The organism is Sphingomonas sp. GV3 (assembly GCF_031082075.1).
Taxonomy (GTDB): Bacteria; Pseudomonadota; Alphaproteobacteria; order Sphingomonadales; family Sphingomonadaceae; genus Sphingomonas; species Sphingomonas beigongshangi.
The window spans coordinates 1,467,313-1,482,112 of sequence record NZ_JARWLE010000001.1 but is presented as its reverse complement, the minus strand read 5'-3'; the positions used below and the strand labels follow the sequence as shown (position 1 = coordinate 1,482,112).

10 protein-coding genes are annotated in these 14,800 nt (G+C 66.6%); 5 read left to right on the top strand and 5 right to left on the bottom strand.

The window, feature by feature from the left end; genetic code table 11:
* The first annotated feature begins 138 nt into the window (after positions 1-138).
* Genes RF701_RS06885 through RF701_RS06875 form a run of 3 tightly spaced genes read left to right on the top strand, consistent with a single transcriptional unit; the run spans position 139 to position 5,019 of the window.
* Positions 139-2,625 carry a glycoside hydrolase family 3 N-terminal domain-containing protein gene (locus tag RF701_RS06885; RefSeq protein WP_308815628.1) on the top strand — a complete coding sequence of 829 codons (2,487 nt, stop codon included), beginning with the start codon at positions 139-141 and terminating at the stop codon, positions 2,623-2,625.
* Between the two features lie 43 nt (positions 2,626-2,668).
* Positions 2,669-3,679 carry a glycosyl hydrolase gene (locus RF701_RS06880; protein ID WP_308814511.1) on the top strand — a complete coding sequence of 337 codons (1,011 nt, stop codon included), beginning with the start codon at positions 2,669-2,671 and terminating at the stop codon, positions 3,677-3,679.
* Positions 3,676-5,019, top strand: a complete 1,344-nt coding sequence (locus RF701_RS06875) for a mannanase (RefSeq protein ID WP_308814510.1) — start codon at positions 3,676-3,678, stop codon at positions 5,017-5,019. The genes RF701_RS06880 and RF701_RS06875 overlap by 4 nt, the downstream gene beginning before the upstream one ends.
* Positions 5,020-5,247: 228 nt before the next feature.
* Here the strand turns inward: RF701_RS06875 and RF701_RS06870 are convergent, their stop codons facing one another.
* The 5 genes from RF701_RS06870 to RF701_RS06850 form a co-directional block, all read right to left on the bottom strand.
* Positions 5,248-7,317: a M13-type metalloendopeptidase gene (locus RF701_RS06870; protein WP_308814509.1), complete on the bottom strand. Its 2,070-nt coding sequence runs from the start codon at positions 7,315-7,317 to the stop codon at positions 5,248-5,250.
* Positions 7,318-7,572: 255 nt separating this feature from the next.
* On the bottom strand, positions 7,573-8,715 hold the full coding sequence (uvsE, locus tag RF701_RS06865; RefSeq protein ID WP_308814508.1) for a UV DNA damage repair endonuclease UvsE: 1,143 nt from the start codon (positions 8,713-8,715) through the stop codon (positions 7,573-7,575).
* Between the two features lie 89 nt (positions 8,716-8,804).
* On the bottom strand, positions 8,805-10,508 hold the full coding sequence (locus RF701_RS06860; protein ID WP_246848188.1) for a PAS domain-containing protein: 1,704 nt from the start codon (positions 10,506-10,508) through the stop codon (positions 8,805-8,807).
* A 212-nt stretch (positions 10,509-10,720) separates the two neighbouring features.
* Positions 10,721-11,611, bottom strand: coding sequence for an alpha/beta hydrolase (locus tag RF701_RS06855; protein ID WP_308814507.1), 891 nt, complete (start codon positions 11,609-11,611; stop codon positions 10,721-10,723).
* A gap of 216 nt (positions 11,612-11,827) precedes the next feature.
* Positions 11,828-13,042: a cysteine desulfurase-like protein gene (locus RF701_RS06850; protein WP_308814506.1), complete on the bottom strand. Its 1,215-nt coding sequence runs from the start codon at positions 13,040-13,042 to the stop codon at positions 11,828-11,830.
* A gap of 232 nt (positions 13,043-13,274) precedes the next feature.
* On the opposite strand from RF701_RS06850, the gene RF701_RS06845 reads away from it, so the two are divergent.
* Together RF701_RS06845 and RF701_RS06840 are read left to right on the top strand one after the other, a co-directional pair.
* Positions 13,275-13,595, top strand: a complete 321-nt coding sequence (locus RF701_RS06845; protein ID WP_203309578.1) for a hypothetical protein — start codon at positions 13,275-13,277, stop codon at positions 13,593-13,595.
* Between the two features lie 220 nt (positions 13,596-13,815).
* Positions 13,816-14,646: a 23S rRNA (adenine(2030)-N(6))-methyltransferase RlmJ gene (locus tag RF701_RS06840; protein WP_203309577.1), complete on the top strand. Its 831-nt coding sequence runs from the start codon at positions 13,816-13,818 to the stop codon at positions 14,644-14,646.
* Positions 14,647-14,800: the final 154 nt, after the last annotated feature.

Genomic DNA, 14,800 nt, shown 5'->3' with positions numbered 1-14,800 from the left:
GCACGGAGGTCTGCGGCGTGTTCGCCACGACCGCGCGACCGATCTTGAGAAAACCAAATTCGAAATGCGTTTTCTTGACAGCTCCTCGCTGCGCTCGGCAGACAAGATGCAAATCCGCAAGGGAGAGTAGGGATGGGGATGTCGAACGGGCTGGCGGCGCTGGCCGTTGCGACCGTGCTCGCGACGGGGGCCGCTGGTCAGCAGGCGCCCGCGGGGAGCGATGCGCGTGCGTCCGCGGCCTCGTCCGCGCTGGCGCATCCGGACTCGTGGCCCAAGCTGCAGCTCAGGCGCCAACGTGATCCGAAGATCGAGGCACGGATCGACGCGCTGCTGTCCCGGATGAGCATCGAGGACAAGGTCGGCCAGCTGATCCAGGTCGACATCGCCTCCATCACCCCAAAGGACCTCGAGACGTACAAGCTCGGTTCGATCCTCAACGGTGGCAATTCCGCACCGAACAACGACGAATTCGCGCCGGCCCCCGAATGGCTCAAGCTGTTCGACGCCTATTGGGACGCATCGGTGAAGCGGAGCGACGGGCGGCCCGTCGTTCCGGTGATCTGGGGCACGGATGCGGTACACGGCGCCAACAACATCGTCGGTGCGACACTGTTTCCGCACAACATCGGCCTCGGAGCGGCACGCGATCCGGAGCTGATCCGCAAGATCGGCGCGGCGACGGCGGCGGAGACGGCGGCAACGGGTATTGACTGGAGTTTCGCGCCGACGGTGGCCGTCGTGCAGGACGACCGCTGGGGCCGCACCTACGAAAGCTACTCGGAAGATCCCGCCATCGTCGAGGCCTATGCCGGCAAGATGGTGGAGGGGATCCAGGGCACCGTGGGCGGCGACATCATGCGGCCCGGCCACGTCATCTCCTCGATCAAGCATTTCCTCGGCGATGGTGGCACGGGCGGGCGCGATCAGGGCGACACGCGTGTGACCGAAGAGGTGCTGCGCGACGTCCATGCCGCCGGCTATCGCAGCGGTCTCGTCGCTGGTGCGCTCACCGTCATGCCCAGCTTCTCGAGCTGGAACGGCGCGAAGATGACGGGCAATGCGAGCCTGCTGACCGGCGTGCTCAAGCAGCGGATGGGCTTCGACGGGTTCGCGATCGGCGACTGGAACGCGCATGGCCAGGTTCCGGGCTGCACCAACGAGGATTGTCCAGCCGCGATCAATGCGGGCCTCGACATGTTCATGTATTCGGGCGCGAAGTGGAAAGAGCTCTACGCCAACACCCTGCGCGAGGCGCGGGACGGCACGATCCCGGCGGCACGGCTCGACGACGCGGTTCGGCGCATCCTGCGCGTCAAGCTGCTGGCCGGGACGTTCGAGGCGGGACGGCCTTCGTCGCGCCCCTATTCGGGGCGGTTCGAGATGCTCGGTGCGCCGGACCATCGCGCGATCGCCCGCCAGGCAGTGCGCGAGTCGCTCGTGCTGCTCAAGAACAACGGCAACGTCCTCCCGCTGAAGCCGGGGGCGAACATCCTCGTCGCGGGGCGGGGCGCCGACGATATCGGGCAGCAATCGGGCGGCTGGTCGATCACCTGGCAGGGCACCGGTGTCACCAACGCCAATTTTCCCAACGGCCAGTCGATCTGGTCGGGGATCGACGCCGCGGTGCGCGCCGGCGGGGGCAAGGCGACGCTCGCAGCCGATGGCCGCTATGCGACACGCCCCGATGCCGCTATCGTCGTGTTCGGCGAGACGCCCTATGCCGAATTCACCGGCGACCGGCCGACGTTGGAATATAGCCCCGAAGACAAATCCGACCTCGCGCTGCTCAAGCGGCTGAAGGCGGCCGGGATCCCCGTCGTGGCGGTGTTCCTGTCCGGCCGCCCCCTGTGGGTGAACGCGGAGATCAACGCCGCCGATGCGTTCGTCGCTGCCTTCCTGCCGGGCACCGAGGGCGGCGGCATTGCCGACGTGCTGATCGCCCGCCCGGACGGAAAGCCGCGCTATGACTTCCACGGTACGCTGAGCTTCTCGTGGCCGAAGCGGCTGGACCAATATGTGCTCAACCGGCGGGACCCGGGCTACGACCCGCTGTTTCCCATCGGTTACGGCCTGACTTACGCCAAGGGTGCGCAGCTGCCTGTGCTCAGCGAGACGCGGCCGGCGGGCGTCGTGGTCGACCAGAACGCGCTGTTCGTTCGCGGGCGAGTCGTCGCCGGCGCCCGGCTTGCGACGGTGGGACCGGTGCGGCAGACCCGCGTCGACCGCAATGCGCAGGAAGACAGCCTGCGCTTCGCATTCGCGGGCGGCGGTGATGCGCGCGCGATGATCGAGGAGGCGCGCGGGATCGACCTGACGCGGGAATCGAACGGGCAGCTCAGCCTCCTCCTCGACTATCGCGTCTCGCAGGCGCCGACGGCGGAGGTGACGCTGGGCATGGAAGGTGGCAAGCCTGCGTCCGTTCCGATCACCGGGGCGCTCAGGGGCGAACTCGGCGCGTGGCGGCAATTGGCGGTGCCGCTGCACTGTTTCGCCGATGCCGGGGTGGCCATGGGGCAGGTGACCAGACCGTGGATCGTCGCCACCAGCGGGCGGCTTGGCCTCGACATATCATCGGTTCGCGTGGCGAGTGCGCCTCCGGGGCCGGTGAGCTGCGGCACGCGATAGGCGATAGGCGATAGGCGATAGGCGACGGGAAGGGGCTGGGGCGATGTCGATGCCGGATCTGACGCGGCGTCACGCGATCGGCGGCGGCGCCGCCTGCGCGCTGTTGCCGCGAGCGCTCGAAGCCGCTGTCGCGCCGCCCCTGTCCAATCCGGCCGCCGCCGGGCCGGCGCGGGCTCTCTATGCCTGGTTGTGGTCGCTCTACGGACGGCGCACGCTGACCGGACAGCAGGAAAGCCCCGGCGGGTCGCGCGATGAACTGGCCTATATCGAGCAGACCACGGGACGTCTGCCGGCGCTGCTGGGCCTCGACTATATCGATCCCGCCGACTGGCAGGGAGTCCGCGAGCGTGCCCTCGGTTGGCATCGCCGTGGTGGCGTCGTCACGCTCTGCTGGCACTGGGGCGCGCCGGACATCGGTACGGGGTACGAGAATGCGAAACGCGACTTCGATGTCGCCGCCGCGCTGAAGCCCGGCACGGCGCAGCACCGGCTGATGATCGCGCAGATGGACGCGGTGGCGGCGGAGCTGGCGTGGCTCCGCGACCGCGGCGTTCCCGTGCTGTGGCGACCGTTCCACGAATTCAGCGGCGACTGGTTCTGGTGGGGCAAGCACGGGGCCAACGCGTTCCGCGCGCTGTGGCGGACGATGTATGATCGCTATGGTACGCACCATCGGCTCGATCACCTGATCTGGGTGCTCGGTTGGGCGGGGCAGAACGTCGATCCGCGATACTTTCCAGGCCGAACGATGGTCGATGTCGCGGGCGCCGACATCTACGTCGGCGATCACGGCAATCTTGCACCGATGTTCGCCGCGGTGAAGCGCATCGTGGGCGACTCGCTGCCGATCTGCCTGCACGAGAACGGCCCGATCCCCAATCCCGCAACCCTGGGGCCAGACGCCGACTGGCTATGGTTCATGACCTGGCACACGCGCTGGCTGAAGGCGCCCGACCAGAATACCGCCGCCGGCCTGCGCGCGGCCTATAACGCGGAACGCTACCTGACGCTCGACGAGGTCGCCGCGCGTCGCCAAGCAGCAGTGAAAGGATGACGATGGACGCGACGATCGACCGCCGTGCGGTGCTGGGCAGCGCGGCGCTGCTGGCCGGCTGCACCACGATGGGTGCAGGCGGCGTGGGGCGGGCAAGGCGTGATTTCGTGCGCCGCGACGGCATGCGCTTGTTGGCGGGCGGGCGCCGCTATCGCTTCGCGGGCGCGAACATCTGGTATGCCGCCTATCTGGGTGCGGACGCCGCCTATGGCAATCGCGCGCGCCTGGTGCGCGAGCTCGATGCGTTGAAGGCCATGGGGGTCACGAACCTGCGCCTCCTCGCTTCGGCCGAGGAAGGTCCGCTGCGCAACGCGATAACGCCGGGGTTCCGCGGGCCGGGATCGAACTGGAACCAGACGTTGCTCGGCGGACTCGATTTCGCACTTGCCGAGATGGCGAAACGCAACATGCGCGCCGTGCTCTATCTGACCAATTTCTGGGAATGGTCCGGCGGCATGATGACCTATCTGTCGTATGTAAACGGCGGTCGTTTCATCAATAATGGTGACCCGGCATATCCATGGCCGGCGTTCGCGAACTTCAATGCCCAATTCTACGGTAACGATCGCGCGGTCGGCCTCTACCATGACTGGGTGCGCGCATTGGTCGGCCGCACCAACGGCGTGACGGGGCAGGCCTATGCCGATGATCCGACGATCATGGCCTGGCAGCTCGCCAACGAGCCGCGTCCGGCGGGCGACGTCGCCAACGCGGATCTGCCGGTCTTCTATGCCTGGGTGCAGGGCACGGCGCGACTGATCAAGTCGCTCGACCGCAACCACCTCGTCTGCACCGGGTCGGAGGGGCTGAAGGGATGCCTCGAACGTGCCGACATCGTGCTCGGCGAGCATGGGATCACGGAGATCGACTATCTGACCGCGCACATCTGGCCCAACAACTGGGATTGGGTGCGTCAGGCCGATCTGGCGAACACCTTCGCCAATGGCGAGGCGCTGACCCATGACTATATCGCCCGTCACGTCGGCTTTGCGCGGACGCTGAACAAACCGCTGATCATCGAGGAATTCGGATATCCCCGCGACGGCGGCAGCGACGATCCCGCCGTGTCGACGCGCTACAAGGACCGCTTCTACGGCCTGATCTACGCCGCTGTGGAGCAGGACATGGCCTCTGGCGGTCCAATCGCCGGCACCAACTTCTGGGCCTGGAACGGCGAGGCGCGCGCCCAGCATCCCGACTTCCGCTTCCGGCCCGGCGACCTCCAGTACATGGGCGATCCCCCGCACGAGCCGCAGGGGTGGTACGGCATCTTCACCGGCGACACGACGGTACGACTGGTTGCCGACCATGCCGCCGCGGTCGTGCGCATGACGGCCTAGAGCTTGCTCCACGTGCTTGAAGCGTTGCCGGCCCTCATTTCCATTTGGTGACCAGCGCAGCGTAAACTGAATGGGCGGCCGGGTGGGGTGAGGGCCGGCACCGCCCCACTCCGGCTGCTGAATCGCACGTTAGAACCGCCTGCCGCCGCCCCGCGCGTCGTGGCGGGGATCGAGGAGGGTGACCGTCGGCGATAGCACGGGCATTCGCCCGAACTATCGCGCGATAGCTTACCAGATCCGGACCCGATCCTCGGGTGCGAGATACTGTTTCTGGCCGGGGTCGATGTTCCACGCCGCATACCACGCATCGACGTTGCGCAGCGGATTGACCGCGCGGATCTGACCCGGCGAGTGCGGATCGCTGACAAGTTGCTGGCGAAGCGCTTCGTTGCGGAACAGCGTCCGCCACACCTGCCCCCAGCCGAGGAAGAACCGCTGGTCTCCGGTGAACCCGTCGATGACGGGCGCAGGCTTGCCGCCAAGCGAATTGTGGTAGGCGTCGAGCGCGATCAGCACGCCGCCCAGATCGCCGATATTCTCACCCATCGAGGCGCGGCCGTTGATGTGGATGCCGGGCAGCCCATCGAAGCTATAGGCCTCGTATTGGCCTCCGAGGCGGCTGGCCTGCGCCTCGAATTTGGTCGCATCCTCTGCGGTCCACCAGTCGCGCAGCACGCCGTGTCCGTCCGACTTGCGACCCTGGTCGTCGAAGCCGTGGCTGATCTCGTGGCCGATGACGCCGCCGATGCCGCCGTAGTTCACGGCATCATCGGCCTTCGGATCGAAGAAGGGCGGCTGAAGGATCGCGGCCGGGAAGACGATCTCGTTCTTGACCGAGTTGTAATAGGCGTTGACCGTCTGCGGCGTCATGCCCCATTCCGCCTTATCGACCGGATTGCCGATGCGGCGACGCCGATAGTCCCATTCGAACCGCTGCGCCGCCTCGGCATTGCCGACGAGATCGTGGGGCCTGACCTGCAGCGCGGTGTAATCGCGCCATTTGTCGGGATAGCCGATCTTGACGTTGAACCCCTGCAGCTTGTCGAGTGCCTGCGCCTTGGTTGCCGGGCCCATCCAGGTCAGGTTGCGAATCCGGCCGGCCAGCGCCACGCGCAGATTGCCGACGAGCCGATCCATCTTCGCCTTGGATTCGGGCGGGAAATAGAGCGCGACATAATCGCGGCCGATCCCCTCGCCGATGCCGTTCTCGGTGAAGGCGACGGCACGCTTCCAGCGTTCGCGCTGCTGCGGCTGGCCGTTCAGGAACTTGGAGCGGAAATCGAAATGCGCATCGACGAAGCGCTTCGACAATAGCGGCGCCATATCGTCCGCGATGCGAAATGCTTCCCACGCCTTGAGCGTCGACAAATCCGTGTCGGTGAACACCTTGGCGATACCGGGGAAGGCGGTGTTCTGCGCGACGATGACGCGGTCCGCGGAATCGATACCCGCAGCCTTGAAGAAGGTCGGCCACGCGAAGCCCGGCGCCTGTGCCGTCAGCTGCGCCAGCGTCATCGGATTGTAGGTCTTGTCGCGGTCGCGGCTCTGCGCCCGCGTCCAGTGCGCCGACGCGAGCCGGGTCTCCATCGCCACGACCGCATCTGCCGACGCCGCCGGGTCGGGCCAACCGGCGAAGGTCAGCATCTGCGCGACATATTGCCGGTATCGTGCGACCTGTGGCGCGAACTTGGGATCGAGGTAGAGGTCCCGGTCACCCAGCCCGAGACCGGACTGGCGCAAATAGAGCGAGTAAATATCGGGCTGCTTGGCATCGTCGTTGATGCCGGGCGCGAAGAAGCTGGCCCCGAATCCGCCGAGCGATCGGCCCATCAGCCCCGCGATGTCGTCCTTCGAAGCGGCGGCCTTGACCGGGGCAAGACGCTGGATCAACGGCGCGGCGTCCAGGCGATCCGCCGTCGCCGCGTCCATGTAATCGGCGTAGAGGATCGCGGCCTTCATCCGATCGGGATGGGCCGTATCGGCGGCGCCATAGCCGGAAATCAGGCTTCGCAGCCGCTGCTCAGAGATGTCCCGCAACACGGCGAATGCACCGTATGAGGACCGGTCGGCGGGAATCTGCGTGCGTGCCGCCCAGGCGCCGTTGACGAAACGGAACCAGTCGTCACCCGGCTTGACGCTGCGATCCATGCCGCTGGTGTCGAAGCCCCAGCTTCCATAGCGTTCGGGCTGTGCGCTATCCTGACGCTCGGCAGCCGTCGCGCGGGTCACCTGCCCGGTGGCAGACATGCTGAGCGACGAGGCCCCGAGCAGGGCAACGAACGTCAGTTGCTTCAACATCAAGCCATCTCTCCATGTAAGGTCAGGCCACCTTACCCGAATGATCGCGTGCCGCTAGACGTAAGATGCTGTTTGGAAACGCAATCACTCTAGCCAAGCGGAGCCCTCGCGTTGGCCGATTATCTGCCGAGGCGTGTGTCGCATGCGCGCAGGCTGCACGCCCCGTCTTTGGACGCGTTCGTGCTGCGGGGACGCATCGTCCGGGGGCCGGCCCTGGCGCCCCCGCACCGCGAGATGTGGCGTCGACCGGCGGAGCTATGCCGTTTCGGCAGGCGCTCCTTCGTCGACGTCCGCTTCCGCCTCGGCATCGACGCCATGGTCCAGCCTGGCCTCGTCGGCGGCGAAGGCGGCGGCATCCTCATCTGTGATCCCGAACCGTGCCGCTACATCGGGGGCGAAACGCAGCAAATCCGGGCGCAGGCGCAGCAGGCTGAGATCCTTGGACTTGCCCTCCATCATCACGTCGAAAACCAGTCCCTCCGCCATGCGCATGAAGGTGGCGAACTCGAAAGGATTGGTGAAGTCGGCATGGCCCGTCCAGATCGGCGGTCGCAGCACCGTCTTCACGCGTGCAGCAGCCTTCACCGGCGCCTTCAGCAGCTCGCCCTTTCGGGTCTTGGCGGTTCCGGATTTCGCCGCGGCGCGGGCCTTCGGCGTGATCTTCTGTTTGATCTCTCGCAATTCGGTGCGTGGCGACGAAAAATGGATCTTGGGTCGCACGCCGCCGGGCCATGTCGCCAGGAAGCGCTCCAGCGTTTCGCGCATGTCGAGCCGCTCGGGGTTGAGGCACCACATATGCTGGTAGTCGAAGATGAGCCGGACGCCGGTACGCTCGTGAATCCACAGTACGTCGGCCGCCGAGAAACGCGTGTCGTCGTTTTCGAGGACGAGTCGCCGCTTCACGTGCTCGGGGCATTGTTCCCAGCCTTCGATCCAGCGGGCGCGGCTTGCCGCGTGATCGTCGTAGACACCGCCAACGTGCGTGACGACCACGGCTTCGTCGCCCAGGCCCATGCGGTCCAGCATCTCAGCCTGGCTCGACAGGTCCCAGATGCTCTTCTTTGTCAGCGCCGGATTGGGTGCATTGAGCAGCACATATTGCGACGGATGAAACGATAGGCGGATGTCGTACTCCCTTGCCTTCGCTCCGAAGGCGCGAAGTTCGGCGTCGCTGTCCGCCACCATCGAATGGAACTGCGGCAAGTCCGGATGGGTGGCATAGGGCGCGATGTCGGACGACATCCGGTACATGTCGAGCTTCTCGGACTTGAGGTAGTCGAGCACGCTATCGAGTAGCTCGAGCGAGCATTTCAGGTGCGGGTTCTTCTGCCAGCGCCGGCTGTCCTGACTTTTCAGGTCCGGTCTTCCCATTACCTTGACGGGAAAGCCGAGACGCAAGGGACGGTTCGTGCTGGTCATGCGTGTACCCTGTACCGTGGGCGGGGCAGGCCCGTGATGAGGCCATGATCGGTGCGCGAAGACACCTGTCAGTCGTCGCGGGCGAGGATGCCGCGATTGAGCGCCTGCCTGACGCGATCGAGCAGGTCGCTTCGCCGATAGGGCTTGCCGAGGACATCCAGACCGGCGCGCATCGGGCCTTCGGCCACCAGTTCCTCGTTATAGCCTGTCGTCATCAGGACGGGCAGATCGGGCGCACGTCGGGCGATCTCTCCGGCAAGGACGATGCCGTTGATACCGCCCGGCATGATCAGATCGGTGAACAGAAGGTCCAGCGCCCCCGCCGGCAGCGATTCGAAGAGTTCGAGCGCCGCCTCTCCGGTCTCGGCGGTCGATACGCGATAGCCGACCCCCTCCAATATCTCCCGCGCCAGCGCGAGCACTTCGGTGCTGTCTTCCACGACGAGGATATGCGCACCGGCTCGATCGCCGTCCGCCTGAGCGGAGACGGGCGGGAGGGAGGTGACGGGCTTGTCGGGGTCTCTATCGGTAGCCGAGGGAAACAGGAGGCGGACCGTCGTGCCCTGGCCGGCCTTGCTGTCGATCTCCAGCCGGCCCCGCGACTGCTGGACGAAACCGGACGCCATGGCCAGGCCGAGGCCTGTACCCTTGCCCTGGCCCTTCGTGGTGAAGAACGGTTCGGTGGCGCGTTCCGCGACATGGGGCGGCATGCCCTGGCCCTGGTCGCGGACCTCCACGACGACATATTCCCCCGGCGAGAGTTCGCGTGAGAACGCGTCCCCGTCGAGTAGCAGCTTGCTGGTCACGATCTCGATGAGACCGCCGTTCGGCATCGCATCGCGCGCGTTGATCGCGATGTTCAGGACCGCCATTTCGAACTGCTCGGGATCCAATACCGCCCGGGGCAGGCCACGCCTCAGAGTCAGCTGCAGCTCCGTCTGCTTGCCAAGCGAACTTTCGAGCACGTCGCAGAAGCCATGGATCGTGGCATTCACGTCGACCGGTCGCGGATCGAGACGCGACTTGCGGGCGAAGGCGAGCAGCTGGCCGGTCAGCTTGGCGCCCTTTTCGGCCGCCGTGCGGGCGCTTTGGATATAGCGGCTGATCCGACCGTCCTCGACGCGCGCCGCGGCCAGTTCGAGGTTGCCGTTCACGACCTGGAGCAGATTGTTGAAATCATGCGCCAGCCCGGCGGTCAGCTGACCCACGGCTTCCATCTTCTGCGTCTGGAGCAGCGTCTTCTCGCTCTCGCGGCGGCGGGTCACGTCGATTTGGCTGGCGAAGAAGTAAAGCAGCTTGCCCGACGCGTCGTGGATGGGACCGATGAATACTGCGTTCCAGAAGGGCGTGCCGTCCCGCTTGTAGTTGAGCAGTTCGAGCGCGATCGAATCCTCGGCCTCGATGGCCTCCCGCAACTTGGCCACCTCGCCCCGGTCGGTCTGCGCGCCCTGCAGAAAGCGACAGTTGCGGCCGACCACTTCTTCTTTTTCGTACAGGGTCAGATCGAGGAAGGCGTTGTTGGCGAAGACGATGGGGTTGTCGTCCTGATGCGGGTCGGTGATGACCATCGGCATCCGCGTCATCTCGATCGCGGCGAAGAAGACGTTGCCGCGGGCATCGAGACCCGGTTCGGTGATGGTCGCTTCCTGCCAGTGATGTATGCCGGAGGTCTCGATCGGCTCCCGCGCCCCGACATCCATGCTGCCTTCGGCCGGCGTGCCGGTGCTTTCGCCACCGGGGTCGGCAAGCTTCTCCACGTCTTGGCCGGTCAACGTCTTCTCCCGTCTGTCGGCAGCTTACGGGGTTGCAAACATTCCGGAAGCGCGTTCGGGTCCTTCGCCAGCACGGCTGGTCATGCGTTTCGTCGGTATCGGGGCGCCTGTCGTTTCGCCGCAGCAGCGCCGCCGGTCCGCGCGCATGTCATCGCGGTCCTGTGTTTCTCCGGTCCGACTCCCGGAGAGGCAGGCCCCGCCGGGGCGCCGGTCTATCGCCTGCGCGCGCTCCCATCGAGCCACCCTTCGTCGGCAAGCCAGTCCGCAAGGCGATCCGGCCAATGGAGGATCGAAATGCGGTTGGACTCGTCCAGGTTGAAGGCATGGTCCGCGCCGGCATACATGTGCAATTCGGCGGACACGTGCGCCTCACGCAGCTGCTGATACAGGGCGACGGAGGGCGCGGCACAACATTGGTCCAGCGATCCGGCCGTGATGAAGGCGGGCGGTGCGTGCGAGGCGTTGTTGGCCGGCAAGCCGGCCGGCCCGGGGAACACGAGGATCTGGAAGTCGGGTCGCGCGCTCAACCGGTCCGTGGCGTCGGTCACCGGCCTTCCCGCGGGTTCCGGATTGTCCGCGATGAGAGAGACCAGCTCGCCGCCGGCGGAAAATCCCATCACGCCCACGCGGGTTGGATCGATGCCATAGTCCGTCGCATGCGCACGAACCCACCGCACCGCGCGACGCGCATCGTCCGCCGCGTCGCCGGCGACCGTATAGGTGGAACCCGGTTCGTTCGCGAGCCGATACTTTACCACGAAGGCGGTGACACCCATGCGGTTGAGCGCCGTCGCGACCTTCGTCCCTTCGTTGGTCCAGACGAGCAGGCGGTGACCGCCGCCCGGAAAGATGATGATAGCAGCGCCGCTCCGGTGTGCGGGATCGGCCGGAAACGCGATCAGCGAGGGATCGTGGATGTTGCGTACCCAATAGTCCCGCGCGATCTCCGGTTCGCTGCGTCTGGCTTTGGAGCCAGGCGCGCCGTTCGGCCAAAGCGGTAAAACCTGAAGGACCGGTGGCTTCGCGGGGGCGGGATCGTCGGCACGAAGGACGGCTGGCGTGGCCGCGACCAGAAGCGCCGCAGCGAGCAATCTCAACCACATAACGCTTCGCTCCGTTCCGAAGGCTGACTGCCGGGGACCCTTTCATGCGGCGGTTCCCGCGCGTTGGCTAGAGTCCGATCCACTTTCGTGGGAGCGGTACCGGCCTTCGAGCCCACCCGGCCGCGCCTGCCCTCGGGACTGGCGCTGCCGTTCGGAACCGAGACGAGCGATGGCGGGGCAGGGTGGCCCGCTCGCGGTGACGCCGATCCGCGACGCTCAGAGCTCCTCCAGCGCCCCGATCAGCCGGTCCACCTCGTCGGCGGTACTGTAGTGGCAGAGCCCCACGCGGACGAGCCCACCCTGATCATCGAGGCCCAGGCGGCGGATGGCCTCGACGGCGTAGAAATGTCCCGTCCAGGCAAAGATGTCGCGCGCCGCGAGATGCCGCGCGACCGCGGCGGGGGTATGTCCCGCCACAGTGAAGGCGAAGGTCGGGATGCGTCCGTCCATGGTCGGCGGCCCATACAGCCGCAGGCCGGGGATGCGCGCCAGGCCGGCAAGCAGCCGCTCACCGAGCATGCGCTCATAATCGACGCTCGCCGCCATCGCGGCGAGCAGGCGGGAGCGGCGACTGTTGGCGAGGGGATCGATCTGGCGCCCGAGCCATTCCAGATAGTCGATGGTGCCGAGTACGCCGGCCTGACCTTCGAACGAGGGCGTGCCCGTTTCGAAGCGATGCGCGCCCTCCGTGCCGGCCGGGCGAACCTTGTACGCCTGGATCTGGTCCAGCAAGGTCGCGCGGCCCCAGAGCACGCCTTGGTGCGGACCGAAGAACTTGTACGGCGAACAGGCGAGCAGGTCGCATCCGATCGCCGTCACGTCGGTGGCGACGTGCGGAACGGATTGTACCGCGTCGACATAGACCAGGGCGGCCGAATGCCGCCGCACGATCGCCGTGGCTGCGGCTATGTCGTTCAGCGTTCCGAGCGCGTTGCTCGCCGCCCCGATCGCCACCAGTCGCGTGCGCGCGTCGAGCAGGTCCGGCAACGCATCTAGCCGCAGCCGGCCGCTGTCCGGATCGAAGTCGAGCCAGCGGATGTCCATGCCGCGGTCCGCCGCGACCGCCAGCCAGGGGGCGACATTGGCGTCATGATCGAGCCTGGTGACGACGAGATTGTCGCCGGCCGACCAGTGTCTCGCCAACGCGCGCGATATCGCGAACGTCAGCGACGTCATATTGGGTCCGAAGGCGATCTCCTCGGCACGACCGCCGAGCAGATCGGCCATCGCCTGGTGAGCCTCCTCGCTCAGCCGATCGACCGCGCGCGATGTCGCGAAGGCGCCACCCGCATTCGCGGTACCGGTGTTAAGGTGCGCGACCATGCGCTCGATCGCCGCGGCACAGACCTGCGTTCCTCCGGGCGCGTCGAAGAAGGCACGATGGTCGAGCGCGGGAAAGCGCGCCCGGACGGCGTCGATGGGAAAGGTCATGTCACGACGTGTCCAACACCCGACGCCGCCGCGCAAGCGAATGCCGGCGAGGCGGGCCGGCAGGGGGCATGGCCGCTTGCCAGGGCCGTGCGCATTCGCGACCAGCATGCCGCAATGGTGGAGGGGGATCGAGGCGCCGGCGAATATCCGCTTTCGATCCACATCACGCGTCCGTCAGCCGTTCCGGCGCAGACCCGTGTTCTGACGCGGCCAGCGTGCTAAGGGCGCCGCCATGTCGAAAACGCAAAGCAACGGCGGCGCCGTCCTTGTCGATGGCGCCACCTATGATTGGCACCTCCAGCGCGAGCCGCATCAGTCCGATGACGAGGGATGGAAGGGGATGACGATCGCCCTTCTCGAGCGCGATGCGCAACGCGAGGCATGGGTGCAGTTTCCGCCTCCCAAGCGGCTCTTGAAGGGGTTGCCGCGCGGTCGCCTGCAGCTGGATGACGCCACGATTTCGCGCTGCGTGCGGGCCGCCCTGGCGGCGGGTTGGGAGCCCATGTCGCGGGGCAAGCCGGTGGTCTTCATGGTCGATGCGGACGGCAATTGACCCGGCAGGATCGGCGGATCGCGCCGCGCGCGACGGTGGAGTCCGGCCCGATCGGCCCAGGATCGGTATTCCGCCTGCACGTGACCCGGGGCAGATCGAATCTCGGTGACGCTGCCAGCGCATGGCTGGCCATGCCGCGTCGCGTAAAGGCGTCTCGCAGCGGGCGTTATCGGGACGGGCGCGATGCGGCTGATTTCGTTTTTCGGAACCTGGAGCTGACGTGAATTATCGCCATTCCTTTCATGCGGGCAACAGTGCCGATGTCGTCAAGCATTGCCTGTTGATCGAGCTCGTCCGCGCGTTGCAGCAAAAGCAGGGCGGGTTGACGCTGATCGACACCCATGCCGGTTGCGGCCTGTACGATCTCCAGGGTGATGAGGCCCAACGCACGGGCGAATCCGTGCAAGGCGTGCTGCGGGCAGCGGCCGATCGCAACCCGCTTCTGGATGACTATCGTGCCGCCGTCCGGGCGGTCAACGTCGGCGACGAGCCGAGGCTCTACCCCGGATCACCGCGCATTCTCGCGCAGTGTCTGCGCCCGCAGGACTCCCTGATCCTCAACGAGAAGCATCCGGAAGACGCCTACACGCTGCGCGGGGCGATGCGCGGTACGTCCGCTGCCGTGCACCAGCGCGACGCCTACGAGTTCTGGCTGGCGATGGTCCCGCCCCGTACCGCGCGGGGCGTCGTCGTCGTCGACCCGCCGTACGAGCAGACGGATGAGCGCGAACGGATCACCGCCACCCTTGGCGCCGCACACCGTAAGTGGGGCCATGGCGTGACCGTGATCTGGTATCCGTTGAAGGAGCGCATGACGCATGGGCGGTGGAAGGAGCAGATGCGCAGGCTCGCCATCCCCAAATTCCTCACCGTGGAGCATTGGCTGTACGACCAGGATCAGCCCGGCATCTATAACGGCGCCGGCCTGTTCATCATCAATCCGCCCTATGCCTTCGTCCAGACGCTGCCTCCGTTGCTGGAGGCCCTGCGCGCCGTGCTGGCACCAGAGGGCCATAACGGCGCGATCACGACCGATTGGCTGAACCGGTAGGGCGAAGCGCGGGCAGGGGGCTTTCCCCGGCGATGTGCTGCCGCTTGCGTTGACCGCGCCGGATCGTGGGCCGGATCCGCCGGACTCCCGGCGCGCATGCATTACGGGTGGGGAGCCCGGCGCTCCCGGTAGGCGCCGCTGCCGGTGCTGGTCG